The 24,009-nt window shown below is 71.3% G+C and carries 20 protein-coding genes; 10 read left to right on the top strand and 10 right to left on the bottom strand.

Going from position 1 to position 24,009, the window contains the following annotated elements:
* Positions 1–128 precede the first annotated feature (128 nt).
* Positions 129–518 (top strand): hypothetical protein, encoded by a 390-nt coding sequence (locus VZQ01_RS12835; RefSeq protein ID WP_267697831.1) that lies wholly within the window; start codon positions 129–131, stop codon positions 516–518.
* A gap of 62 nt (positions 519–580) precedes the next feature.
* On the opposite strand, the gene VZQ01_RS12830 is transcribed toward VZQ01_RS12835, so the two are convergent.
* Positions 581–1,288: a type 1 glutamine amidotransferase domain-containing protein gene (locus VZQ01_RS12830; protein WP_141327712.1), complete on the bottom strand. Its 708-nt coding sequence runs from the start codon at positions 1,286–1,288 to the stop codon at positions 581–583.
* A 240-nt stretch (positions 1,289–1,528) separates the two neighbouring features.
* Here VZQ01_RS12830 and VZQ01_RS12825 point away from each other — a divergent pair, with 240 nt between their 5' ends.
* From VZQ01_RS12825 to VZQ01_RS12815, 3 genes are all read left to right on the top strand, one after another.
* A complete protein-coding gene (locus tag VZQ01_RS12825; protein ID WP_426747958.1) occupies positions 1,529–2,647 on the top strand; it encodes an isoaspartyl peptidase/L-asparaginase family protein in 1,119 nt (372 codons plus the stop codon).
* A gap of 81 nt (positions 2,648–2,728) precedes the next feature.
* Complete coding sequence (locus VZQ01_RS12820; RefSeq protein ID WP_426747957.1) at positions 2,729–4,102, top strand: alpha/beta hydrolase family protein; 1,374 nt, start codon at positions 2,729–2,731, stop codon at positions 4,100–4,102.
* Between the two features lie 239 nt (positions 4,103–4,341).
* Positions 4,342–4,719, top strand: coding sequence for a hypothetical protein (locus tag VZQ01_RS12815; protein ID WP_426747955.1), 378 nt, complete (start codon positions 4,342–4,344; stop codon positions 4,717–4,719).
* A gap of 92 nt (positions 4,720–4,811) precedes the next feature.
* Here the strand turns inward: VZQ01_RS12815 and VZQ01_RS12810 are convergent, their stop codons facing one another.
* Complete coding sequence (locus VZQ01_RS12810; RefSeq protein WP_426747954.1) at positions 4,812–5,894, bottom strand: PQQ-dependent sugar dehydrogenase; 1,083 nt, start codon at positions 5,892–5,894, stop codon at positions 4,812–4,814.
* 42 nt (positions 5,895–5,936) lie between these two features.
* Between VZQ01_RS12810 and VZQ01_RS12805 the strand changes: the two genes are divergently transcribed.
* Positions 5,937–6,167 carry a hypothetical protein gene (locus VZQ01_RS12805; protein WP_426747953.1) on the top strand — a complete coding sequence of 77 codons (231 nt, stop codon included), beginning with the start codon at positions 5,937–5,939 and terminating at the stop codon, positions 6,165–6,167.
* Between the two features lie 125 nt (positions 6,168–6,292).
* On the opposite strand, the gene VZQ01_RS12800 is transcribed toward VZQ01_RS12805, so the two are convergent.
* From VZQ01_RS12800 to VZQ01_RS12780, 5 genes are all read right to left on the bottom strand, one after another.
* On the bottom strand, positions 6,293–7,354 hold the full coding sequence (locus VZQ01_RS12800; RefSeq protein ID WP_426747952.1) for a hypothetical protein: 1,062 nt from the start codon (positions 7,352–7,354) through the stop codon (positions 6,293–6,295).
* A gap of 148 nt (positions 7,355–7,502) precedes the next feature.
* Positions 7,503–11,279 (bottom strand): DUF3858 domain-containing protein, encoded by a 3,777-nt coding sequence (locus VZQ01_RS12795; RefSeq protein WP_426747951.1) that lies wholly within the window; start codon positions 11,277–11,279, stop codon positions 7,503–7,505.
* Between the two features lie 76 nt (positions 11,280–11,355).
* Complete coding sequence (locus VZQ01_RS12790; protein WP_223746243.1) at positions 11,356–13,209, bottom strand: serine/threonine protein kinase; 1,854 nt, start codon at positions 13,207–13,209, stop codon at positions 11,356–11,358.
* Between the two features lie 114 nt (positions 13,210–13,323).
* Positions 13,324–13,914: a GAF domain-containing protein gene (locus VZQ01_RS12785; RefSeq protein WP_223746244.1), complete on the bottom strand. Its 591-nt coding sequence runs from the start codon at positions 13,912–13,914 to the stop codon at positions 13,324–13,326.
* Positions 13,915–14,219: 305 nt separating this feature from the next.
* On the bottom strand, positions 14,220–14,468 hold the full coding sequence (locus tag VZQ01_RS12780; protein WP_255665747.1) for a hypothetical protein: 249 nt from the start codon (positions 14,466–14,468) through the stop codon (positions 14,220–14,222).
* 302 nt (positions 14,469–14,770) lie between these two features.
* Here VZQ01_RS12780 and VZQ01_RS12775 point away from each other — a divergent pair, with 302 nt between their 5' ends.
* The 5 genes from VZQ01_RS12775 to VZQ01_RS12755 all read left to right on the top strand — a co-directional run bounded on the left by VZQ01_RS12775 (position 14,771) and on the right by VZQ01_RS12755 (position 22,047).
* Positions 14,771–15,226 (top strand): hypothetical protein, encoded by a 456-nt coding sequence (locus tag VZQ01_RS12775; protein WP_141331959.1) that lies wholly within the window; start codon positions 14,771–14,773, stop codon positions 15,224–15,226.
* A 48-nt stretch (positions 15,227–15,274) separates the two neighbouring features.
* Positions 15,275–16,708: a sensor histidine kinase gene (locus tag VZQ01_RS12770; RefSeq protein ID WP_426748957.1), complete on the top strand. Its 1,434-nt coding sequence runs from the start codon at positions 15,275–15,277 to the stop codon at positions 16,706–16,708.
* On the top strand, positions 16,705–18,048 hold the full coding sequence (locus VZQ01_RS12765) for a sigma-54-dependent transcriptional regulator (protein WP_046711316.1): 1,344 nt from the start codon (positions 16,705–16,707) through the stop codon (positions 18,046–18,048). The genes VZQ01_RS12770 and VZQ01_RS12765 overlap by 4 nt, the downstream gene beginning before the upstream one ends.
* 375 nt (positions 18,049–18,423) lie before the next feature.
* Complete coding sequence (locus VZQ01_RS12760; RefSeq protein WP_426747950.1) at positions 18,424–19,680, top strand: C39 family peptidase; 1,257 nt, start codon at positions 18,424–18,426, stop codon at positions 19,678–19,680.
* A 684-nt stretch (positions 19,681–20,364) separates the two neighbouring features.
* The gene (locus VZQ01_RS12755; protein WP_426747949.1) at positions 20,365–22,047 is read left to right on the top strand and encodes a L,D-transpeptidase family protein; all 1,683 of its coding nucleotides are present in this window, start codon (positions 20,365–20,367) and stop codon (positions 22,045–22,047) included.
* A 12-nt stretch (positions 22,048–22,059) separates the two neighbouring features.
* Here the strand turns inward: VZQ01_RS12755 and VZQ01_RS12750 are convergent, their stop codons facing one another.
* From VZQ01_RS12750 to VZQ01_RS12740, 3 genes are read right to left on the bottom strand one after another with little or no spacing between them, the layout of a single operon-like run.
* On the bottom strand, positions 22,060–22,473 hold the full coding sequence (locus tag VZQ01_RS12750) for a secondary thiamine-phosphate synthase enzyme YjbQ (protein ID WP_223746247.1): 414 nt from the start codon (positions 22,471–22,473) through the stop codon (positions 22,060–22,062).
* 7 nt (positions 22,474–22,480) lie between these two features.
* Entirely contained in the window at positions 22,481–23,227 is a 747-nt protein-coding gene (locus VZQ01_RS12745) for an alpha/beta hydrolase (protein ID WP_426747948.1), read from the bottom strand.
* On the bottom strand, positions 23,227–23,964 hold the full coding sequence (locus tag VZQ01_RS12740; protein ID WP_426747947.1) for a peptidylprolyl isomerase: 738 nt from the start codon (positions 23,962–23,964) through the stop codon (positions 23,227–23,229). The genes VZQ01_RS12745 and VZQ01_RS12740 overlap by 1 nt, the downstream gene beginning before the upstream one ends.
* Between the last annotated feature and the right edge of the window lie 45 nt (positions 23,965–24,009).

Below are 24,009 nucleotides of genomic sequence, written 5' to 3'. Positions count from 1 at the left end.
CCCGCGCGTGTCGAGACCGCGGAGCGATACTTCTGCCCCCGAGTTGCTCTTGATGTCCGGATTGCGGAGGATGCCGCCGGCTCGGTCGTCCTTCGCTCGCACACCTTCTCGACACCAGGAGGTCTGCCATGAAGTCTCTGAAGCTGTGGCTGTGGGCTTGCGCCGTCAGTCTTGCGGTGGGGTGTGGCGGAGTGCCCGCCGAGACGACGGTCGACGAGGGCGATGCCCTGACCTCCGCTTCGGAGGCGCTGGTGGGCTGTTACGCCTCCTGCTCGGATGGCACCACCGTCACGTGTCCGACGACGCCCGTCACCTGCACTTCGACGAACTACGTGAGCGTGGTCTGTGATGGCACGACGTACGCGTGCCCGCCCACGGGCTGCCGGCCTGGGATGCCGACCTGCTCCTTCGCGCGGACCAAGATCTGCCTCGACTTGTCCACCTTCTCCTGCTGCGATGACGGGGAAGTGGGGGAGTGCACCTGCCGGCAGGTGGGTGGAAATCCCCGCTGCCTCTGAGCGGCGCTCGACCTCGTCGGGCCCGAGGAGGGCCGTGGAACGCACCACGGCCCTCGCGCGCTTCAGCGTGAAGCCGCCAGCCGGCGCACGCCGAAGCTGATGGCCGCGGTGGCCAGGCTGCCCGCGAGCAGCCGGGGCCAGCGCCGTCCGGACTCCTCCGTCGTCGGGTGGTAGCGCGCGGCCACGGGGTGCTCGTCCTGGGCCTGACGCAGGCGCTCGCGCACCTCGGGCATCTTCTCCGCGAAGAGCTCCACCATGGCGCGCTCGAAGGCGGGCAGGTCCTGCGGCCCCCGGCTGGAGACCCAGTTGTCGTCGCGCACCAGCTCGTCGTCGCGCCACAGGGCGCCGGAGTTCTTCACGTCGTCCTGGATGCCGGGCCACGACGTGAGCGTGCGGCCCTCGGTGAGGCCCGCCGAGATGAGCAGCCACGGCGCATGACAGATGATGGCCATGGGCAGGTTGAGCGAGTCCGCGTCGTGGACGAAGTCCTTGGCCAGCGCGCTCTGGCGCAGCGTGTCCGGGTTGATGAGCCCGCCGGGCAGCAGCACCGCGTCGAAGTCCGCGGCCTTCACGTCGCGCAGCGTGGCGTCCACGCGGACCTTCTTGCCCGGCAGCATGTGGTTCATGCCCCGGATGTGGCCGGGCAGGAGCGACACGATGGTCACCTCCGCGCCCTGGCGCTGCAGCTTCTTGACCGGACGCGTCAGCTCCACCTGCTCGAAGCCGCTCGTCGCCAGCACCGCCACCCGCAAGCCCTTCAGCTTCTTCATCACGCGCTCCCCGGTTCCGTGGACGACCCCGAGACTGTGCACGCCAGCGCCATAAGGCACGGGGAACGGAGCGGACGGGAAGGCCCTCCGTCCGTGGCCTGCTCGTCGCCTGGAGGGCAGGCAGGGGGCCGTCGTTGTGCCCTTCGGAGCGCCGTGCTACCGACGCGGGCACATCGCCTGCGAACACGCGTGTCGTCACCTCATACGCGTCGTCTCGCGGGTCCCGCTGGAGGTCACGGAATGTTCGCTTCCCTGCCGTCTCTTCCCCGAAGCCTCGTCGCGGGGACCGCGCTGTTCCTCCTGCCCGTGGGCTGCACGAGCACCCAGGGCGCGCGGGTCGATGACGCCCGACTCACCCAGGAGGGCTCGGCTGCTCGCAAGCCCCGGTGGGGGCTGGTCATCCACGGCGGCGCGGGCGTCATCTCGCGCGAGAACCTCTCAGCCGAGCGCGAAGCCGAGGTCCGCGCGGCGCTCCAGCAGGCCCTCGCGGCGGGACATGGCGTGCTGGCCAAGGGCGGCACGAGCCTGGACGCGGTGAGCGCGGCCATCCGTGTCCTGGAGGACTCTCCGCACTTCAACGCGGGCAAGGGCGCGGTCTTCAACCACGACGGCGTCAACGAACTGGACGCGGCCATCATGGACGGCAGGACGCGCTCGGCCGGGGCTGTCGCGGGGCTGCGGCGCGTGAAGAACCCCATCGACCTGGCGCGCCGGGTGATGGAGCAGTCGCCGCACGTGATGATGATGGGAGAGGGCGCGGAGGCGTTCGCCAAGGCGCAGGGCGTGGAGCTGGTGGACCCGAAGTACTTCTACACGGAGGAGCGCTGGCAGGGCCTCCAGCGCGCGCTGGAGAAGGAGCGCGCGACGCCGGCTCCGGGCACGACGCCCTCGACGCTGCGACCCGGGTATGACCCGGTGACGGGGGACCACAAGTTCGGCACCGTGGGCGCGGTGGCGCTGGACCAGGCCGGCAACCTCGCGGCGGGCACGTCCACCGGAGGCATGACGAACAAGCGCTACGGCCGCGTGGGGGATTCGCCCATCATCGGCGCGGGCACCTACGCGGACCCGCGCTGCGCGGTCTCCGCCACGGGGCACGGAGAGTTCTTCATCCGCTACACCGTGGCGCGCGACATCTGCGCGCGCGTCGAGTACCAGGAGCTGCCCCTGCCCGAGGCCGCCAACCTCGTTGTCAACGACGTGCTGGTGAAGGCGGGAGGCGAGGGCGGCGTCATCGCGATGGACCGCGATGGGAATGTGGCGATGCCGTTCAACTCCTCGGGCATGTATCGCGGCTACGTGGGCGAGGACGGTCAGCCCCACGTGGCCATCTTCAAGGAACCCGAGGAAGCGAAGTAGCGCGGGCGCACTGTCGGGGCGGTGACGAAGAATCCGCGCTCGCCGCTTCCAAAAAATCCGGACTGCGGTGTCTTGGGGCTCATGCGCACGACACGATGGGTGATTCTCGTCCTGGCTCTGTTGGGCTGCTCCTCGTCCGACCCGAAGCCCGAGGCGCCGCTTCCTCCCGAGGAGCAGGAGACCGACTCCAAGCCCCTGACGGTGACCGTCCTGGGCTCGGGGCAGGCGGCGGTCGGTGGGCAGCAGTGGGCGTACCAACTGCTGCGGCTCCAGGAGGAAGGCAAGGCGGCGTCCTACGCGCAGTGGTTCCCGCCGAGGAGTCCGGGCGCCTGGCCCGTGATGATGCTGACCCGTCCCTACGACGGAATCACGTGGACGGGCGAGGCGGTGGACGCGAAGTGGGCTGCGCGAGGCAACGGCTTCCATCCGGATGACAGCGAGCCGGGCCACCACGCGGGCTCGTCCAACATCGTCTACAGCATCAGCACGCCGGAGCTCATCGCGGGCGAGTCGTTCTTCTACCTGTACAACGGCTTCGGCGTGCTCAACGTCTTCGGCCGCTTCTACGCGGGTGGCAGCATCCAGAACGACCGGGATGACATGCACGCGGGGCTGCGCTTCCTCGAGCAGGCGCCCGAGGTGGACCGCTCACGCATCGGCATCCAGGGAGGTTCCTGGGGCGGCTTCGAGGCGCTCTACGCGGCGGCGGATGCGCCGAGGGCGGTGCGTCCCAGGGCGGGCGTGGCGCTCTTCCCGCTGTCCGACTTCGCGCGGCAGTTCGAATACCTGGAGACGGTGATTCCCTCGCGCGTGTCGGACCCGTGGGTGCGCTCCCAGTACGCCACGTTCTTCGAGCCCTATCGGCGCCGCATCGTCGCCGCCACGGGAGGGGCTCCGGGGGCGCCGGGCGCGGACTACAGCGCGTGGACGCGCGAGCACCTCGCGCCGAGGCTGACGACGCCCTTCCTCGTCCTGCACGAGGACTGGGACACGCTCGTCCCCGTGGAGCAGACGCAGACGCTCGCGCCGCTCGTGGGCCCGACGATGTCTCCGCTGTACATCCAGCACCTGGAGGTCCCGGACTGGAACACGCGCGCGTTGGACCACGGGCAACTGGTGGTCCAGTACGCCCATGCCCTCACCACGGTGTCCCTGGGGTATCTGCTGACGAACCTGGGGCCCGAGGAGCAGTCGCTCTACGTCCCCTTCGTGCAGGACGCGTTGGTGGGGTGGCTCCAGGCGCAGCGCGTGCTCCAACTGAACGGGCGGGACGTGTCCCAGGTGGCGCCGCGCCTGCTTGAGCTTGCGGACCCTCGCGTCACCCTGGTCGAGATGACCTCGGGCAGCGTCTACTCGGGCTCGGAGGGGGTCGCCGTGCTGGTGAACGCGCTCTGGGGGACACAGTACACGGCGGGGGAGATCCGCGAGGTGCTCTCCACGGGGCTGCCTCCCTGACGCCTCGGGGGCTTCGTCGCCGGATTGCAACGGGGATACTGCTGTAGGCTCCGGGATGGACCCACGGGTGGGCGGGTCCGCTTGCGCCGAATGAGCGCCCGGGCTCCCGCGGGCCCGACGTCCTCTGTCAGTTCTGAGGTTGTGGTGACCCGGGTTTGATTGCAATCGCGGTGCTTCTGTAGCGTCTGTGCGGGCCGCGCATCGTCGCGTGGTCCGCACGCGTCGAGAGGAGCATCGCCATGAAGTTCCTTCGCAAGCAGCTTCCCTGGAGTGTCGCCGTCCTTCTGGCCGTGTCGGCCGTCGTCTTCGGTGGGAGTCCGGCGAGCGCCGAGCCCTCCGAGGACGCGGTCTGTGACGAGGCCTCGCCGGGCGCGACGGAGGCGGGCCTGTCCGTCTGCGTCCAGTCGTTCTGCAACGATGAGAGTGATTGCTGGAACGCGTGTCCGTCGGCGCTGAGCGTCGCTTGCGTCCAGGGGGCCTGCTACTACCAGCAGTCGACGGGCGGTGGTGGCGGGGGTGGCTCCGTCTGCCCCATGAGCTTCTGCTCCGAAGACTTCCACTGTCAATGCAAGGGCTATACGGGGGGCTGCGGCTCCGACAACCTCTGTTACTACTGACATCCGCTGACCCGCTGGAGCGGGCGAGGACAGCGAACACCCCGGACGGGCGTCAGCGCGTCACGTCCGGGGCCCCGCCTGTCGAGCGCCCGCTACGGCGTCACGGTGCGCGTGCCGGTGAACTCGATGCGGCGCACCTCTCCGCCTCCGGCGTACGTCGTGTAGTAGAGCGCCTGGCGCGCGCCCGACGGGCCGAAGCGCAGCGTCACCGCGGAGCCGGAGCCCAGGCCCGTGGCGAACGCGTCCACCGTCACCGCGCCGCCCGCGCCGCGCACCAGCTTGAACACCTTCCCGCAGATGTAATCACTGAAGAAGTACGCGTTGTCGTCCGCGTTCGCCCACGCTCCAGGCGGCGCGAAGGCCCCTCCCGTGATGGAGTTGCAGTTCTGGAACGGCGAGCCCGTGGGGTTGGTGCCGCGCTTGTAGTCGAAGAGGGGGTTCGTCATCCCCGCCGGAGGCGCGCCGCAGTTGGTGGTGGAGTTGTTCGCGCAGTGCCCCTCGCGCGTGTTCCAGCCGTAGTCCGCGCCCTTGATGCCCTCGTCAATCTCCTCCCACAGGCTCTGGCCCACGTCGTTGATGAAGAACGTGCTGGTGCCCGGCTGGAAGGCGAAGCGGAACGGGTTGCGCAGGCCCGTGGCGTAGTTCTCCTGGCACGGCCCCGTGCCCGTCGGCACCCCCGCGGGATTGCCGCAGCGCCGGCTGCCCGACACCGCGTACCAGGGGTTGTCCGTGGGCGCGGTGCCGTCCTTGTTGATGCGCAGCATCTTCCCGAGCAGCACGTCCAGCCTGCGCGCCGTGGTGTTCGCTCCCCCGCAGCGGCTCGGGTCCCCGAGCTGACAGCCGCCGTCTCCCACGCTGACGTAGAGCAGCCCATCCGGGCCGAAGTGCAAATCACCGCCGTTGTGATTGCCGCCCGGGGACGGGATGTTGTCGAGCAGCACCACCTGGCTCGACGGGCTCACCACGTTCGTGCTCGGCAGCGTGAAGCGCGAGACGCGGTTCACCGCCACGTTGGCGATGTTCGTCGTGCACGTGTTGAACTTGTTGAACGTGTAATAGAGGAAGATGTGCCCGGTGGTCGCGAAGTCCGGGTCCACCGCCACGCCCAACAGGCCGCGCTCCGAGTTGGTGCACAGCACCGCGGAGAGGTCCAACGCCGGCGTCGGCAGCAGCACGCCCCCGCTGAACACCCGCGCAGCTGCCCCGTCTGCGTGGTGATGAGCAGCCGCCCATCCGGCGTGAAGGCCAGCGCCGTGGGCCGGGCGATGGCCGTCACCTGCGCGTCCGTGTACGACGGGGGCAGGGTGATGGCCGCGCGGGAGGTCTCCAGGCCCTCCGGGGCCGGAGTCTCTTCCGCCGCGGGCTCCGGCGCGCAGGCCGGGGCCACGAGGAACAAGGACAGCAACACCGCGAAACGACAGGACCCAGGTGTCATGGTGCACTCCTGAAGGAGGGGGATGAGGCACCTGGGTTTTGCTGTTTAGTCTTGATTTTCTCGAGTCTGAACGACGCCCCTGTCGAGGGGTGAACGCTGGGGGGGCCCCCGGGGGGAGGCGGGCCCCGAGCCAGGGCTCTAGCGTCGGCGGTCGCCGTCTCCCCAGCCGCCGCCGCGTCCGCCGCGGTGGCGGTCGCCGCCGCGGACGGGCGTGGCCTCATGGCCGCGGGGCGAGGAGCGGTGGCTGGGGGCGCGCCAGCGCTCGTGGCGCTCCGGCCCGCGGTGGTGGCTCTTCCAGCGGTCATCGCGGCCGCGCCACGAGTCGTCGCGGCGGTGGTAGCCGGGGCCCGGCGAGGCGCGGTGGTAGTAGGTCGGCGAGCGCCAGACGCGGTCATGCCGGTAGTAGTGGCCGGAGGCGCGCCACGGGCGGTGGTAGTAGTAGCGGACGGCCGGCGCGCGGTACCACGTGTGCGCGAAGTAGTTGGGGTGGCCCCAGCGCACGGACACGCGGGCGTGGCGGAAGACGGGTACGGTGACGTGCAGCGAGCCGCGCGGCGCCCAGCCTCCGCTGACGAAGTGCCAGGTCAGGCCGCGCTGCACCCAGCGGGGCGACACGAAGACCAGGCCCGCGCGCGGCGGAGCGGCCCACGTGCCATCCACCCAGTCCCAGTTGTTGCCGGACCAGTACCAGTAGCCGGGCTCCCAGGTGAGGTCGGCGGAGGGCGCGGCCGGACGGATTTCCTGGCGCGGCGCGGGAGGCGCCTGCTGCACGGTGAGGGCCTCGGAGGACACGGCGATGGGAATCTCCACCTCGGTGGTGCCCCGCCGCGCCCAGCCGCCGGAGACCCAGTACCAGGCCCCCCGGTCCTCCTCCCAGTAGCCGTTCACGAACTGGTAGCCCTCCATGGGGGCCAGCCACGTGCCCGGGTTGAAGCGCCACTCGTCGCCGTCCCAGTACCAGTGCCCGGAGGCCCACACGGCGCCGGCATAGGGCCTGCGCGAGGGCTGCTCCGTGGGCAGCGCCGGAGGAGGCTGGGGCGCCATGGGGGCAATCTCGTCGTCGGAGTCTTCGTCGAACTCGCCTTCGCCGTACTCGCGGCCGTCGTACGAGGGGTCCGCGGCGGGCACTGGCGTCGTCTGCGCCTGAACCACCGGGGCCGACAGCAGGGCCACCATCCAGAGCCAGCTTCGAGGACTCATGACGTCTTCTCCAGGTTGAGAATCCAAGCGCCCCATCGTCAGGGGCACTTCACGCCCTACGGACGCGTGAGGGGCCCCCGTATTCAACCCGGGAGCCCCTCTTGGGTCGACCCGTCTTGCTGGGAGAGCGGGCGGACAGGCGGGCTGGCTACTGCTTCACCAGGAACATCTCCCGCGTCTGGATGAGGTCCACGTCCCCGGTGAAGCCGGCGAACTGCTCGTACTGACGGGGCGCGACGCGGGCGCGCGGCAGTCGCAGCGACTCGGTGATGGTGAGCGTGCCGCCGTCCTGCTTCTCGGTGCGGGTGAATTGCCCGAAGGGGTTCTTCACGTCGATGGCGGGCTGCGGGTCGGGCAGCTTCCAGCCCGAGGGCAGGGACAGCGTCACCTGCGTGCTGCTGGCCTCGGTGTTGTCGATGTAGAGCGGCGTGCGGCGGCTGCTCAGCTGCACGTAGCGGCGGCCCAGCTGCGCGGGGAAGGTGAGGGGCCCCAGCGCCATGCGGTTGTCGCCCTCCAGCCGTCCGAAGCGCGGCACGGTGAACTCGTAGCGCAGCACGAAGGGCGCGCCCACCTGGTCCTTGTGGTCCAGCGTGACGCTGGAGAGCGCCGCGCCGCCGAAGTAGCGCGCCACCGCGCCCTGGAGCGCCTGGTTGCGGCTCTCCGCCGACAGCTGGTTGAAGGCCTCCGCCAGCTGCGCCGCCTCGAAGCCCGTGTACGTCTCCTCGCCCTTGCCGCTCAGCTTGCCGTCGGCGTCGAGCGAGAGCGTCAGGCGCACCTGCTTGCCCGTGGACTGCTTCGTCGCGGGCGTCTTCACCACCTCCAGCTTCCTGCCCGGCTCCGGCAACAGGTACGCCGTCAGCTCGCCCATGGCGAACTCCGGCAGCTCACCGAAGGGCCCGTAGCGCACCGACGTGTCCACCCACACCGGCGCGCTCCCCGGCACCTCCACGCGCAGGGCCGCATAGGGCAGCAGGTTGTCGTTGGGGAACAGGTACTCGGCCGGGTCCACGTTGAAGGTGCGCACCGCCGCCACGCGCGAGGGGATGCCCAGCTCCTCCAGGCCCGCCTTGAGCACCGTCAGCCGGCTGCCCCGGTCCTGCGCCACCGTGGACGCCGCGGACTGGCCCAGCCCGTTGTCCCGCCCGGAGAAGCGCTCCATCACCGCCGCGTGCAGCGCCTTCACCGCCTCCAGGCCCTGCTTGCCCTGGGTGACCTCGCGGGTGAACCGGACCACCTCCGCGGTGCGCGCCCAGCGCTCCTGGAAGGCGTCGCCGTAGACGCGCGCCAGGCTGTCGTTGCCCGTGGCGCCCGCGCCCACCATGACGAAGGGCAGGTACTCGTTGCCGGAGGGCGGCGCGTCCGGCTCGGGGATGAACGGCGGCACGCGGCGCGCCTCGTAGTGGAAGACCTCCTCGTCGCCGCGCACCGTGGGCTGGGGCGCCTTCATCGCGTGCGCGTCCACCTTCATGCCCGTCCCCTTGGGCGCGGCCACCGTGTACGTGGTCCACGCGTTGGGCTGGTTGGCGATCTGGAAGTAGAACGCGGACGCGGTGAAGCCCGGCTGCGCGGGGCCGCGCGGGCTCTCCGCCAGCAGGTACTCCACCTGCACGCTGTCACCCACCTGCACGCCGGGCAGGCTCACCGTGTCCTTGCCCTCGATGTTCTCCGGCTCGAGCACGCGCCCGTCCGCCTTGAGCGTGCGCAGCGCCAGCACCTGGGCGCCGCGGGGCACGTTGACCTCCGCGATCTCCTGCACGCCCGACTGCTCCAGCGCCTTCTGGATGGTGTGGATGCGGTTGACGATGCTGCCGTCCGGGTACACGCGCACCGCCGCGGCATCCAGGACGAACACCGCCGCGCCGCCGGTCACGGGCTCCGCGTCGTAGGCGCGCAGCGCCTCCTGCCCGTCGATGGCGAACTCCTGCAGCAGCTCCTTGCCCGTCTTCGCGCGCTCCACCGCGCGGCGCAGCGACAAATCGTCCCCCTCCAGCGCCAGCGCCTTCTCTCGCAGCGCGAGCGCCTCCGCGCCCTTGCCCGAGTACTCGCGCACGTCCGCCATGCGCTTGAGCAGCTCCGTGTTGCGCGGCCACGTCACCGCCAGCTTCTCCAGCACGGCGATGGCGTCGTCATGGCGACGCAGGCCCACGTAGAGGGTCGCCAGCGACGTGCCCGCGCTCACGCTCGTCGGGTCCCGGGCGAGCAGCTGCGCGTACTCGCGCGCGGCGGCCTCCAGGTCCCCGCGCGTACGCGCGTGGTCCGCCCGCCGCGCCGCGACGCCGGGGCAGTCCTTCTGCGCCTCCACCAGCGTGTTGGAGCGCTCCACCGCGTCGCGCCGCCGCGCCAGGTTGTACTGGAGCCCCAGCGCCTCACACAGCTGCGGCTGGAGCTGCAGCGCCGCGGCCAGCGACTCCTCCGCCAGCGCGTCCACGTCCAGCGTGAGCGCCGCGCGCGCGCGCATCAGGAACAGCGGGAAGCCCGGAGGCTGCACCGCCTCGCTCGCCGTCTTCAGGGTCTCCAGCGCGCTCGCCGCCTGCCCGTCGTCCATGAACAGGTCCGCGCGCAAGAGCAGCGCGGCCACGTGGGTCGGGTCCTTGGACAAGAGCGCTTCCAAATCCCGCGTGGCCCGGCCGCGCGCCACCTTGGAGGGCACCGTCCGGTCCGCCGCGGCCACCTCCGCGCGCAGGGCCAGCAGCGCGGGCGTCGTCGCGTCCACGTCCGCCATCAGCCGCCGGGCGCCGTCCGCGTCGCGCGCCAGGCCGTCACGCGCCGCGAGGAACGTGGAGAGCAGCTCCCCCGCCTCGCCCGAGAGCGCGTCCTTGATGGACTTCGCGGTGGGGTAAACGCCCTTCGCGTCGGCCAGCGAGGGGGCGCTGCCCCACGTCGCGGGCGCCGGTCCGGTGGCCGCGGTGAAGCGCACGTTGGCGGGCTGGCCGTCCTCGCGCAGCAGCGAGAACGACAGCACGCCGGAGGTGCCGCCCTTGAGCTGACGGACGATGATGCGGTGCTTGCCCGCCGACAGCTTCACGGCGCGGCTGGTGACGGTGGAGGTGGCCTGCGTCCACGCGGCGCGCTCCAGCACCAGCGTGCCGTCCATCACCACCTGGTGCGACGCGGCGCTCACCGAGCGCGCCACGTAGGTCGCCCCTTGCGGCACCTCCGCGTCGAAGGCCATGAGGTACACGTCGCCCTCGCCCGGCTCGCCGCCCAAATCCAGCCGGCCGTCCGGCGCCAGCAGCTTGCGCGTGGGGAGCGCCCCGAAGGCGCCGGTGAACGGGCCTGTGAGCGAGCCGCCCTGGCCGGTGGGCCACGCCTCGTCCCACGACAGGACATGGAAGGCGGAGAAGGGCCCCACGAGCGTCGCCTCGGACACGCCGCCCAGCTCCTTGAGCACCGCGTCGCGCGCCTTGAGGTCCCCGCGCGTCACCGCGACCGACAGCCGCGTGCCGCGCAGCAGGTACGCCGTCTCGCCCGACGCGCCCGCCGCGAGCGCCTTCTGCGCCGCCGCGAGGATGGCCTCATCCAGGGGCGGCGCGGTGCCCACGGTGTCCAGCGCGTAGCGCGCGCCGATGAGCGCCAGCGGGTGCGTGGGCGCGCGCGTCACCACCTCCAGCGCGGCCACGAGCGCCCGGTCCGGCCGCCCCGCGCGGCGCGCGAGCAGGTGCTGGCCGATGAGGGCGTAGGGGTCCGCCGGGTCCTTCGCCACGGCGGCGTCGAAGCGCTGCTGCGCCACCGCCGCGTCGCCTTCCATCAGGTACGCGTGGAAGCCGGCGAAGGCGAGCGTGCGCGCCTCGTCCGTGCCGGAGCGCGCCTTCTCCGCGGCGCTCTCCAGCACGCGCGGCGCGACGCTGGGGGTGGGGGAGTGGGAGCAGCCCGTGAGGCCGGCGACGAGTGCGAACGCGGTCAGGCCGCGGCGGAAGGTGCGCATAGGAGTGCCGAGGGATAATGCAATCCCCCGTCACTGGCCATATTCCCCTGCGGAACTCTGTCGCCTTCGTGCCCGTCTAGCGGCGCTTGCCGTTCTTGGGCGCGGGCTTGACGGGCTGCTTCTTGGGGGGCGGAGGAGGCGCCTTCTTGGGCACCACCGCCTTGGCCGGCACCGCCGCGGCCACCTTCGGCGGGGACGGGGTGGGTGTCGGCGGCACCGGCGCCGTCGTCCCTCCGGGCGGCGACTGCTTGAGCACGTAGGTGATGCCGGACACGCGGCAGGTGCCCTCGATGCAGCCGAAGCCGGGGAAGGGCGCGTCGCCGAACTGCTCCACCCAGCCCGCTCCCAGCACCAGCGGCTCGAAGAGCGCCCGGCGGTCCTTGCCCGTGCCCAGGAACGCCTCCAGCCGCCCCTCCGCGTCCACTGCCAGCTCCACGTTCACCGGGCCCGCCTTGGGGGACTCGATGCCGAGCATCGCGCCACGGCGCTCGCCGAGCGCCCACTCCAGCCGCAAGGGCTCGCCCACGCCGTTGTGCACCAGCGCCACGTAGCGGCCCGTGCTGCCCAGCAGCAGCATGGACGCGGTGGGCGGCGGGGACGGCTGGTAGAGGCTGAACATGTCGCGCAGGCGGCGCTCGAAGGTGAGCGGCGGCGCCTCCGTGAGCAGCTGCGCCGTGAGGCTGAGGCTGTCGCCGTCCCGGCGCGTGACGTCCACGCGCACCCGGCCCACGCTCTGCTCGTCGTCCTGCCAGGGGAAGACGAGCGTCTTGTCCTCGAGCGTGACGGGGCGTCCGGCCACCACCAGGCTCTGCTCCGCCAGGCCCTCGCCCAGGGTGAGCCTGCGCCGCTCGGGGTTGGACTCCTCGCGCCCGGGCACCGGCTGGATGCGCGGCTCGCCCAGGTAGGCCATGAGGGTGGCGCCCGGCGCGGACGCCGCGCGGCGCTCGCCGCTCAGATAGAAGGCCGTGCCCAGGACCAGGCTGGCCGCCAGCACCATCACCACCGCGGCGGCCTGCATGGTGGTGCGCACCACCTTGCGCACGCCCGCCTTGAAGCGCTGCACCCGCGTCTGCTTCACCGGCAGCATCGACGGCAGGCTGCCGGGGACGAGCAGCTCCAGGTCCGCGATGAGCGCCGCCACCGACGGGTAGCGGTCCTCCGGGTCCGGCTTGAGGCACTTGGTGACGATGCCGTCCAGGCGCGCGTCCAGCCCGGGCTTGCGCTGCGAGGGCGGGTCGAACGTGCCCAGCGGCACCTCGCCGGTCAGCCACTCGTAGAGGATGACGCCCAGCGAGAAGATGTCCGCGCGCGCGTCCGCGTTCTTCGCGTCCACGCGCTGCTCGGGCGCCATGTACGACAGCGTGCCCATGGACACGTGCGTGGACGTCAGCGCGTAGCGCGACGAGGGGCTGGCGTCATCCAGGAACGAGGCGAGCCCGAAGTCCGACACCTTGGCGATGCCGCCGGCCTGCTGGTCCAGCAGGATGTTCTCCGGCTTCAGGTCGCGGTGGATGACGCCGCGGCCGTGCGCGTACTCGATGGCCCGGCAGATTTCGAGCATGCGCCTGAGCGCGCCCATCATGTCGAACTGGGACTGGCGGATCAGCTCGCGCAACGACGGGCCGTCCACGAACTCCATCACCAGGTAGTAGGTGGCGTCCGTCTTCCCCTTGTCGACGATGGAGACGACGTGGGGGTGGCTCAGCGCGGCGAGCGCCGCGGCCTCCTTCTGGAAGCGCGCGATGAAGGACGGGTCCTTCGCCAGCTCCTGGTTGAGCAGCTTCACCGCCACCGTGCGCCCGAGCGACAGCTGGGTGGCCTTGTGGACCTCGCCCATGCCTCCGGTGCCCACGAGCTTTTCGAGGCGGTAGCCGCTGATGAGGTCGGGGGAGCGAGGCCGGCTGATCGCCGTCGGGTCGATGGAGGACATGGCGGTAGACAGGGGGCCGCCAGGGTAGCAGAAACCCTCGACGCACGGGGCCAGGGCTCAAGGGGGGAGGGTCGCCCGCGCCCTCCGTCGCCTGGCGACCGGGGAGGCGAGGGGCTAGTGCCCGGACGCCGGCGTGCGGCCCACCGCCGCCCTCAGGCTGTTGCGCACCTGGTCCAGCGAGGAGCGCATCTGCCCGTGGCGCACCGACGCCGCCACCGCCCGCGACAGCGACTTGAGCAGCGACACGTCCTCGGGCTTCCAGGCCCGGGGCTGCCGGCAGTCCTCGAACACCGCCACGCCCCACCACTGCTGACGCGAGGGGTTGATGGGGCACAGCAGGATGGAGTGCGTCCCCTGCCGCTCGAGCAGATCGCGCATCATCGGCGGCGCGTCACGGGTGGGGCACGCGACCACCATCCCCGCCTCCAGCATGTCCACCCAGCCCGGCGCGAAGTCCCGGAACGAGAACGCGCGCAGCACGGGGTTGGCCAGGGGCGACGCGGTGGGCGGCTCCGCCCAGGCGTAGCGCAGGTCCGTCACGAACCGGCCGTACGTCTGCGACACCCGGTTCTCGAAGATGTAGGCCCGGTCCACGCCCATCGCGTGCCCCACCAGCCCCAGCGACTCCACCGCGGTGGCGGGGCAGAGGCCCTTCTCCAGCAACAGCTTCGAGGCTTCCGACACCTTCGAGAAGGCTTCCACCATGGGGGTGACTCCAGGAAAAGACGGATTTGCAATGGGGTTCCGCAGGAATCCGGAACCGACTGTCATCCTCTGAAGTCGCATTAAGCGCGATTACTGTGTTTCTGTCAAATCCCAGCTTTGCTGAAAATCAAGAGCTCGCCACGGAGACAATGACCCAGGCGGGGTGTAGATGACACAGGTGACTTTCCGAGGGAGGCGACCTGGTCGTGAAGTGTCCGGGTGATGACAGACCCCGAAATGCCACGAGGGCGCCCCCCTTGGAAAGGGCGCCCTCGCGGGGATTCCTCGAAGTGAGGAAATCGAGACTACTTGGTCTCGGCGGCCGTCTCGGCCTTGGGGGCGGCCTTCTTGGCCTTCTTGCCCTTGGCGGGCTTGGCCTCCGCGGCGGGCTTGGCCTCGGCCGTCTCGGGCTTGGCCTCCTCGGCCTTCATCTCGGCGGCGGGAGCGGGCTGCGCCTCGGCGGCGGCGGGCTTGGCCTCCGCGGCGGCCGGAGCGGGGGTGTTGGCAAACGCGGTGGCGGCGGCGAGCAGGGCGGCGGCGAACACGGTCTTCATGGAATGCTCCGTTGAGGCAGGACGACGCAGGATTGCGCCGTATCAGCGGACAGGCGCTTGAGCAGCGGGCGTGCCAGCGCGGCCTTCCGAGGGAAGCGCGTGGGCTTTCGTGCGCGTGCTGGGGAGGAAATCCTCAGTTGAGGCTCCAACATTGGGGGCTTGCTCCCCAGACGGGCGCTTGTCGCTTTGACGACACCGGGCCACTTGAGCAAGCTGCGCACGCGTCCTTTGCTGCAACAGGACACGAGCCCGTCGCACCTCGTCGCGAATCTCTCGCGACCGCGGCGCGGGAGAGACGGTGTATGCGGTCCCTGTGGTTCGCGATGGCGACGGCGGTGGCATGGCTGGCGACAGGGTGCGCGCGAATCCCGCCTGAGCGCCTGGAGGCGCAGGTGCTGGAGACGCTGCACTGGCAGCGCCAGTACGAGGCGGAGCGCGAACGCATGGAGTCGGTGGCGGTGAAGCTGGCGGCGCTGGAGTCGGCCATCGAGCGGCTCAAGCAGGAGCGCGCGGAGGCGGAGCAGGGCCGCGCGGCGCTGATGGAGGAGCTGGCGCGCACGGAGGCGGACCGGCACGCGCTGGAGGAGCACAACACGCAGCTGCTCGCGCGGGAGCGGGAGCTCAACGAGCTGCGGGAGATGCACGAGCAGCTGTCGGACGTCTTCTATGAGTCGGCGCTGGAGCGGGCGCGGCGGCGGTTGCCGTCGGCGCGGCAGCCGGATGCTCCGGCGGCAGGCGACGGGACGGCGGCGCCCTGAAGGTCAGGACGCGGGTCCTCGGCCCGTGCTCCGTGGTACAGGACGACCCTGGTGAGCACCCGCAAGTCCATCCGCGGCTATCGCGCCGGCTTCTTCTTCGTGGTGGCCCTGCTGTCGGCCGTCACCGCCTTCATGTTGTGGACGGAGGTGCGCACGGGCGCGCAGGTGGACGCGCTGGTGAAGCAGGCGCTGGAGCGCGCCGGCCTCATCGGGCGCATCCGCGTGGACGCGCTGTCGCTGGAGTCCGCGATTGAGGCGCACATCCGCGCCACGGACGACCGGGAGCGCGGCGCGGCCGACGCGGTGATGGAAGAGATTCTCACCGACATCCGCTTCGCCTCGGAGGCGTACACGCGCAACCTGCCCTCGGGCGACAAGGCGATGTGGGAGCGCTTCAACGCCGCGTGCCAGGGGCTGGCGGACCAGGTGCGCGCGGCGGCGGTGTTCTCGCAGCGGCGCGAGGCGGACCGGGCGCGTCGGCACCTGGCCGAGCGCATCCGGCCGGTGGCCGCGCAGCTGGACGCCTTGGGCGAGTCGCTGTCGGAGGAGAACGCGAACGAGGCGCGCCGGCTGGTGGGGCGGCTGGCCGACCTGCGCGTGCGCAACACGGCGCTGGGCGCGGGCACCACGCTCCTGGCCATGCTGCTGTCGGTGTTGGTGGGGTGGCACATCACGCGGCTGCTCCAGCGCCAGGACGCGACGATTCAGGGACAGCTGGAGGAGCTGGGGCGGCACAACCAGGAGCTGGATGCCTTCACGCGCCGCGTGGCGCACGACCTCATCAGCCCGCTGGCGCCGCTCAAGGGCTACCTGACGCTCATCCGTCGCACGGGCGCGGTGAAGGACGCGGGCGCGCTGGAGATGCTGGCGCAGTGCGAGTCCAGCGCGGTGCGCATGGGGGAGCTGATTGAGGCGCTCTTGCGCTTCTGCCGCGCGGGCACGCGGGGCGAGCGCACGGTGGGCGAGCTGGACACGGCGGTGACGACGGTGCTGCTGGAGGTGTCGCAGGTGGCGGCGCTGCAGAACGTGGCGCTGGACCGGGCGCTGGAGGCGGGCGTGGCGGTGGACTGCCCGGGGCAGCTGTTGCAGGTCACCGCGCGCAACCTGCTGACGAACGCGGTGAAGTACTCGGCGGGGCGGCCCGACGCGAAGGTGACGGTGAGCGTGGCGACGGACGGGACGGACGCGGTGCTCGAGGTGTCGGACAACGGCATCGGGATGGGGCCCGCGGTGTTGACGTCGTTGTTCCAGCCGTTCTTCCGCGCGCCGGAGGCGCGCTCGCTGCCGGGGCATGGGTTGGGGTTGGTCACCACGAAGCGGGTGGTGGAGGCGCACGGGGGGACGCTGGCGGTGCGCTCGGAGGAGGGGAAGGGGACGCGCGTGGTGGTGCGCTTCCCGAAGGTCGCGCGGCAGACGGTGGGAAGCGCCGTCCAGTCCGCGGAGTCGTCCACGGCTTCCGCAATCCGCAAGGTGGCTTCGTGAGCTCAGCGCGCATCCTCGTCGTGGACGATGACCCTCAGGCGAGGGATTTGCTCCAGCGGTTGCTGGGGCCGCTCGGCTCGGTGGCGCAGGCGGCGCACCCCAAGGCCGCGCAGGAGAAGCTGGCGGAGGGCGCGTTCGACCTGGTGCTCACGGACATGGCCATGCCGGAGCCAGGGGATGGGCTGAAGGTGCTGCAGGAGGTGAAGGCGCACCTGCCGGACACGCCGGTCATCGTGGTGACGGCGTTCGGCAACATCGAGGGCGCGCTGGACAGCATCCAGCTGGGCGCGTTCGACTACCTGGCCAAGCCCTTCGACGTGGATGCGATTCTGCGCATCGCGCGCCGGGCGCTCGAGCAGAAGCGCTTGGTGGAGGAGAACCGCTCGCTGCGCCAGCAGGTGGACCGCACGGCGCTGGTGGGGCGCAGCCCCGCGCTCCTGGAGGTCTACAAGCAGGTGGCCCGCGCGGCCGCGAGCAACGTGCCGGTACTGATTACGGGCGAGACGGGGACGGGCAAGGAGATGGTGGCGCGGGCGCTGCACAAGCGCTCGCCGCGCTCGACGGGGCCGTTCATCCCGGTGGACTGCGGCGCCATCACCGAGTCGCTGATGGAGAGCGAGCTGTTCGGCCATGCGAAGGGCAGCTTCACGGGCGCCTCGGGCGCGCGTCGGGGTGTCTTCGAGGAGGCGAACGGCGGGACGCTCTTCCTGGATGAGATTGGCGACGTGGGGATGAAGGTGCAGTCGCAGCTCCTGCGCGTGCTGCAGGAGGGCGAGATCCGCCGGGTGGGCGAGAGCGTGCCGGTGAAGGTGGACGCGCGCGTGGTGGCGGCGACGAACAAGGACTTGAAGGAGCGGGTGGCGGAGGGCGTGTTCCGCGAGGACCTGCTGTACCGGCTGGACGTGGTGCACCTGCACCTGCCGCCCCTGCGTGAGCGGCGAGAGGACATCCCGGCGCTGGTGCAGCACTTCGCGTCACGGCATGCGCGGGGTGGGGTGAGCCCGGTGGTGACGTCGGAGGCGATGGGGCGGCTGACGGCGTATGACTGGCCGGGCAACGTGCGGCAGCTGGAGAACGTGGTGGCGCGGGCGCTGGCGCTCAACGTGACGGGCGTGCTGGGGCCGCAGGACTTCCCGGAGCCGATTGGAGATGCGCCCAAGCGGCTGACGGGGCTCGCGGGGGACATGCCGAGCCTCGCGGAGCTGTCGCGGCGGTATGCGGCGCACGTGCTCCAGTCGGTGGGGGGCAACAAGAGCGAGGCGGCGCGCCTGCTCGATGTGGACCGCAAGACGCTCTACAAGCTGCTGGATGGCGCGGGCACGGAGACGCCGGAGGCATAGGCGCTTCGGGTTGGCGCGGCTCGGCCGCTTTCTCGTCGAGACCGTTGTGCGTGAAGGACCGTGTGCATCGCGCCTGTCGAGGCGCTCGCGAGAGCGTCGAGGTGCGGTGCGCGGGGCCGTATGCGGTGGCGCGTAGGTCGGCGCCGTCATGCGGTAGTGCCGGGGTGGGGGGCGCGGGGCGCTCTCATGCCGTCGCGAAGGCGCGGCGCCCGAGCGCGTGCCGGGCTGTGAGGCGCTCCGAGCGCTCGTTCGTCATCGGGTGTTCCGCTGCGCCTGCGAAGGGCCGCTCCGGGTGCATGCGAGCTGTCCGGTGATGGAGCGTGTCGCTGCGATGCGCCTTGTCTGGAGTGGTGGAGCCCTCGCAGACTCCGGGCCGTGAACGCGCGCTCCCTGTCGACGCTGGCCCTTCTCATCACCTCCACGCAGACCGCCTGTGTCTCGCCGCAGAAGGGGCGCGAGGAACTGCCCGTGGAGGAGCCGGGGGCTCCGGCGCGACTGTGGCGGCGCAGCGCGAGCGAGCGCGACTTCGAGCGCTTCACCCGCGAGGGCACGGCGGTGACGGCGGACGGTGCGCTCGTGCTGGAGGCCTCGGCGCGGACCGACAACGTGCCCGTGCCCGCGGGCCGGTTGGAGGATGGGAGCACGCGCTACCATGAGGCGACCTATCGGCTGGGGAGCGCCGTCTCCGAGGTGCAGCTCGTGCCAGGGGGCTTCAACAGCGTCATCCCGTCCTTCGATGCGCTGACGCCGCCGGGCACGTGGGTGAAGGTGACGCTGGCCGCGCGCATCGAGGGCGTCTGGACGAAGGACTACCACCTGGGGGTGTGGGCCTTCGACAAGGAGCCCGTGGCCCGGCACAGCGTGGAGGGACAGGGCGACGCGGACGGTCAGGTGTTCACGGACACGCTCAACCTCAAGCGTCGCGCGGACGCGCTGCGGATGACGGTGTGGCTGTTCTCGTCCAACCCGGAGGCCACGCCGCGTGTGCGCGCGTTGTCGGCGGCGGTGAGCGACAAGCAGGGTGTCGCATGGGATGGCGGTGGAGACCGGAGCGTCTGGGGGACGGTGCTGGAGGTGCCCGGCCACTCGCAGATGCTGTATCCGGACGGTGGGCCTGTGTGGTGCTCGCCGACGTCCACCACGATGCTGCTCGCGTATTGGGGGCGGAGGCTGGGGCGGCCGGAGCTGGTGACCTCGGTGCCTTCGTCGGCGGACCGGACGTATGACTGGGTCTACAAGGGCACGGGGAACTGGGTCTTCAACACGGCCTATGCCTCGGCGATGGGCAACGGCGCGCTGCATGGCGCGGTGCTGCGGCTGGATGGCTTCGCGCAGGTGGAGCGGCTCATCGCCGCGGGCATCCCGGTCAGCATCAGCATCGCCTACGAGGAGGGAGAGCTCACCGGCTCACCCGTGCGCAGCTCCGATGGCCACCTCATCGTGCTCAAGGGCTTCACGCCCGAGGGGGACGTCGTGTGCAACGACCCCGCCTTCAAGACGGACGAGACGGTGTCGGTGACGTACAAGCGCGAGGAGCTGTGGCGCGCGTGGCAGCACTCGCGGGGCGCGACGTATGTACTGTGGCCCTCGGGAACCGCGCTTCCTGTCGAGCTGATTGGGGTGCTGCGCTGACCTGGGCGTGGGGGCTGTTTCACCGTGAGACAATGTCTCGGGTCTCACGGTGCATACGGGTTTCCACTCGTGCGGGTGGGGGCGCGGGAGGCTCCATTCCGTTACATGTGACATCCACCGTCGTGGCGGCACGGATTACGCACCCGAGCGGAGTCGTGCGCAGGGGGCCCCACCTCGGACGACGTTGAGCAAGCGGGCGAGCCCTCGTACCGTGTCGTCCACATGCGACGTTGGCTTCAGCTCGCCCTTCTCCTGCCTGGAATCGCCTGCACGCCTTCGTCCAAGACGGAGGAGCCCGGTCCGGCGGGCACCGTCACACCTCCTGGCCCGATAGCAGCGAACGCCGCGCGTGATGAAGCGGGGACGCCTTCCGCCGCGAACGGGCTCGGAGCTGTTCCAGGTGGCGCGAACAGCGGCGGAGCAGCGCCGGCGGCCACCGAGATGGGACACTCGAACGGACTCGAAGGCGGCGGACCGACGCAGCCTGGAGCTGCGCCTCTCGCGAATCCTTCCTCTGCCCAGGGCCTCGCGAACAGTACGGCCACGCCGAGCGAAACAGCGTCTTCGCCAGTCAGTGTGAACGGTGCCCCATCAGGGCTGGGGGCGGCGCCCACCGCGAATCCCTCCGCACTCGGCGACACGGCTCGGGCCGATACGACAGTCCCTTCCGCGCAACCCTCCTCGGTGGTTCCCCCGGTCGACGGAGGCACACCCGTCACCGCCGCGACACCAGGCGAGCTGCTCGCGGCCTGGAACCGCACGGCGCCGGTGCTCGACACGGATGGCGGTCCCTCGCGTCCCGTCGTCGCCACGCAGCCCCCGCACTCCGACGCCCCCTCCGCCGGCCACGAGCCCTCGCTCTCCATCGACCCCGAGCTCAGCGCCACCCCGAAGCCCGAGCGTCAGGAACTCCCCCTCGAAGAAGACACGGACGCGCCGCCACCCGCCGAGCAGCTCGTCGTCATCCCCGACCGGAAGAACCCCAGCGAAGAGCTCGTGCTCGGTCCCGACGGCGAGCCCCTCGAGGACACCAGCCTCGTGCTCGATGACCCCGCTCTCGGGCTCGAAGGCGAGGACCCCGAACCCACGGCCTCCACCAGCCCCGACGCGGGCTCCGAGCCCGTCGCCATTCCCTACCAGCCCGACGCCGGTTCGCTGCGCGTCCTCCGCTCCATCGCCGTGCGCTCCGAGCCGCGTCAGAGCTCCCCACCCCTGGGCACCGTGGCCCAGGACATGCGCGTCCTGTGGAAGAGCGAGACGGCCATGCGCAGCTCCGAGTGCGAGGCCTGGGTCGAAATCCAGCCGCGCGGCTGGGTCTGCGAGCGCTACCTGGAGCAGAACTTCCGCGAGCCCCGCGTGCGCGACCTCCCCCGCCTCCGCGAGGGCGAGCTCACCCCCGGCACCTACGCACGCGTCGTCGGCAAGCGCGTGCGCGCCTACCCCAGCCTCGCCCTGGCCCGCGCGCGCAGGAAGGGCGTGCTCCTCAAGGGCTCGGTGACGGTGCAGCTGCGCGGACAGGTGCGCGTGGGACGCCGCACCTTCTGGCGCACCACGGATGGCCAGTACCTGGAAGCCCGGGTGCTGCGCGAGTACCGGCCCTCGGCCTTCGTCGGCGTGGACGCGGAGCAGATGTCCGAGCTCTCCTCGCCCTTCGCCTGGGCCCAGTCACGCCTCAAGCCCACCGCTCCCGTCGTCGTCCGCGTCGCCCCCGACGAGAAGGCCGCGCGCGAGACGGTGCTCCCTCCACGGACGCTCGTCGCCGTGCGCGAGCTGTCCCCCGATGGCCGCTGGGTGCTCATCTCCGAGGACCACTGGGTGTCACGGGACGATTTGCACGTGGCCTGGTTCACCCACGCGCCCCCCGGCGTCGAGCCCGGCGAGCGCTGGCTGGACGTGGACCTGGAGGCGCAGGTGCTCGTGGCCTACGAGGGCGAGCGCCCCGTGTACGCCACGCTCGTCTCCTCCGGGAAGCCCGGCACGGACACGCCCGAGGGCCTCTACCGCGTCTGGATAAAGTTCGCCGAGGCCGACATGACCGGCTCCGGCACCGCGGGCAATGACACCTACCGCGTGGCCACCGTGCCGTGGACCATGTTCTTCGAGCGCGACTACGCCCTGCACACCGCCTACTGGCACGACCGCTTCGGCGAGCCCACGAGCCACGGCTGCGTCAACCTCTCGCCGCGCGACGCCCGGCTCCTCTACACCTGGGCCGCGCCCGAGGTCCCCACCGGCTGGTCCATGGTGCACGCCACGCCGGAGTCTCCCGGCTCGTGGGTGCGCATCCGGGGACAGGCGAGCCTGCCCCCGAAGCCCCAGAAGGAGCGCAAGGCGCGCGTCGTCGCCAGCACGCGCGGCCTGCGCTGAATCACCGTCGCTTCAGCCCACCACCGACACGGTGACGCGTCGGCGGTGGGGCGACGTGCGGTGCTCCCAGACGTAGACGCCCTGCCACGTCCCCAGGTCCGGCGCGCCGTTCTTCACGGGGATGCTCAGCGAGTTCTGCGTGAGCACCGTGCGCACGTGCGCCGGCATGTCATCGGGCCCCTCCGCGTCGTGGACGAACAGCGGGTCCCCGTCCTTCACCAGCCGCGCGAAGAAGGCCTCCAAATCCCGGCGCACATCCGGGTCCGCGTTCTCGCTCAACACCAGGGACGCGCTGGTGTGGTGGAGGAACACGGTGCACAGCCCCTGCTCCAGGCCGCTGTGCTCCACCACTGTGCGCACGTCCGCGGTGATGTCCGTGAAGCCCCGTCCCCGCGTGGACACCGTGAGCTGCTTCGCGTGGTACATGCCCTCGTCAGCCTCCCAGGCGGGCCTTCAGGAACGCGGCCAGGCGCGTCAGCTCGCCCTCGTCAATCGTGTGCGGCCCGTCGAAGGGGAAGAAGTCCACGGACAGGCCCGCCTTCACCAACGTGTCGCGCAGGCGCTCGGCCGCCGCGAAGGGCAGCACGTCGTCATAGCGACCGTGGGCCTGGAACACCGGCAGCCCCTGACGGGCCTTGGCCTTCTGCGTCCACTCCGCCTCCGCCAGCAGCGTGCCCGACAGGATGCACAACCCCGCGGGGCACTCCTCCAGCCGCAGCGCCACGTCCGTCGTCACCATGCCGCCCTGGCTGAAGCCGCCCAGGACGATGCGGTTGTAGGGCAGCTTCGTCGCCGTCGACACCGCGTCCACCACGGACGTGACGGCGCGGCGCGCGGCGGGCAGGCCCTCCGGGACGCTCTTCCCATACGTGTCCCAGTCCCGCTGCTGCCCGCGCATGATGGACTCGGGCAGATGGAACCAGGCACGTCCGGACGCCATGCCCCACTGCGCCAGCGACAGCGGCGCCCCAGGGAACACGAAGCGCACGCGCCCGGCCAGCGAGGCCTCCAGCCCGACAAGCTCCGGCGCCAGCATCACCAGGTCCGTGGCCGGCGCGCCGAAGCCGTGGCAGAGCACCACCACCAGCTCCGGCGTGGCGCCCTCGGACAGCCCGTCCACCACCTGGCAGTCCAGCTCGCCCAGGCGTGTCGCCACGCGGCGCAGCTTGGGCGGGCTCATCACTTCGCCCCGGCCGTGGCCGGCGCGTCCGCCAGGGTGATCTTCTGGATGACCACCGGCTCCACCGGCCGGTCACCCGGGGCCGTCTTCACCTTGGAAATCTTCTCCACCACGTCGTAGCCCTTCGTCACCTCGCCGAAGATGGTGTGGCGGTTGTTGAGGAAGTCCGTCACCGCCGTGGTGATGAAGAACTGGCTGCCGTTGGTGCCCGGGCCCGCGTTGGCCATGGCGAGCAGGCCCGTCTTGTTGAACGTGCGGCCGCTCTGGAACTCGTCCGCGAAGCGGTAGCCCGGGTCACCGCGGCCGGTGCCCGTGGGGTCGCCACCCTGAATCATGAAGTTCGGAATCACGCGGTGGAAGATGACGCCGTTGTACAGCGGCCGGCCCGTCACCTTCTCGCCCGTGTTCGGGTCCGTCCACGTCTTCTCGCCCGTGGCCAGGCCCACGAAGTTGGCCACCGTCAGCGGCGCGTCCTTGGAGAACAGGCGCAGCTCGATGGTGCCCTGGTTCGTCTCCATCGTGGCCAGCAGGTCCTGCCCGGCCTGGACCTTCTTGGTCCACTCCCCGGTGGCCTCGGGGGCGGCGGGGGGCGGCGTGGCCGCGACGGGCTTGTCCGCGGGCTTCGTCGCGGCGGGCGGGGTGGGCGTGGCCGCCGAGGGCTCCTTCTTGTCGGAGGAGTCCTTGCAAGCGGCGAGGGAGAGGCTCAGCACGAGCGCAGTCAGGATTCGGAAGGTCATGGGCGGCGCAGATTACCCCCACCCGCGCCGGATTCCAGGACGTCT

This window comes from Myxococcus faecalis, assembly GCF_050039385.1.
In the GTDB taxonomy this organism is placed as follows: Bacteria; Myxococcota; Myxococcia; order Myxococcales; family Myxococcaceae; genus Myxococcus; species Myxococcus fulvus.
This window is presented reverse-complemented; position numbering and strand designations above follow the sequence as displayed.

What these genes read in the sequence shown, in the direction of transcription:
- VZQ01_RS12800 (WP_426747952.1), bottom strand. Translation starts at nt 7,354, where the DNA reads ATGAGTCCTCGAAGCTGGCTCTGGATGGTGGCCCTGCTGTCGGCCCCG.
- VZQ01_RS12820 (WP_426747957.1), top strand. Translation starts at nt 2,729, where the DNA reads ATGCGCACGACACGATGGGTGATTCTCGTCCTGGCTCTGTTGGGCTGC.
- VZQ01_RS12795 (WP_426747951.1), bottom strand. Translation starts at nt 11,279, where the DNA reads ATGCGCACCTTCCGCCGCGGCCTGACCGCGTTCGCACTCGTCGCCGGC.
- VZQ01_RS12830 (WP_141327712.1), bottom strand. Translation starts at nt 1,288, where the DNA reads ATGAAGAAGCTGAAGGGCTTGCGGGTGGCGGTGCTGGCGACGAGCGGC.
- VZQ01_RS12790 (WP_223746243.1), bottom strand. Translation starts at nt 13,209, where the DNA reads ATGTCCTCCATCGACCCGACGGCGATCAGCCGGCCTCGCTCCCCCGAC.
- VZQ01_RS12805 (WP_426747953.1), top strand. Translation starts at nt 5,937, where the DNA reads ATGAGCAGCCGCCCATCCGGCGTGAAGGCCAGCGCCGTGGGCCGGGCG.
- VZQ01_RS12785 (WP_223746244.1), bottom strand. Translation starts at nt 13,914, where the DNA reads ATGGTGGAAGCCTTCTCGAAGGTGTCGGAAGCCTCGAAGCTGTTGCTG.
- VZQ01_RS12835 (WP_267697831.1), top strand. Translation starts at nt 129, where the DNA reads ATGAAGTCTCTGAAGCTGTGGCTGTGGGCTTGCGCCGTCAGTCTTGCG.
- VZQ01_RS12775 (WP_141331959.1), top strand. Translation starts at nt 14,771, where the DNA reads ATGCGGTCCCTGTGGTTCGCGATGGCGACGGCGGTGGCATGGCTGGCG.
- VZQ01_RS12750 (WP_223746247.1), bottom strand. Translation starts at nt 22,473, where the DNA reads ATGTACCACGCGAAGCAGCTCACGGTGTCCACGCGGGGACGGGGCTTC.
- VZQ01_RS12745 (WP_426747948.1), bottom strand. Translation starts at nt 23,227, where the DNA reads ATGAGCCCGCCCAAGCTGCGCCGCGTGGCGACACGCCTGGGCGAGCTG.
- VZQ01_RS12740 (WP_426747947.1), bottom strand. Translation starts at nt 23,964, where the DNA reads ATGACCTTCCGAATCCTGACTGCGCTCGTGCTGAGCCTCTCCCTCGCC.
- VZQ01_RS12780 (WP_255665747.1), bottom strand. Translation starts at nt 14,468, where the DNA reads ATGAAGACCGTGTTCGCCGCCGCCCTGCTCGCCGCCGCCACCGCGTTT.
- VZQ01_RS12825 (WP_426747958.1), top strand. Translation starts at nt 1,529, where the DNA reads ATGTTCGCTTCCCTGCCGTCTCTTCCCCGAAGCCTCGTCGCGGGGACC.
- VZQ01_RS12815 (WP_426747955.1), top strand. Translation starts at nt 4,342, where the DNA reads ATGAAGTTCCTTCGCAAGCAGCTTCCCTGGAGTGTCGCCGTCCTTCTG.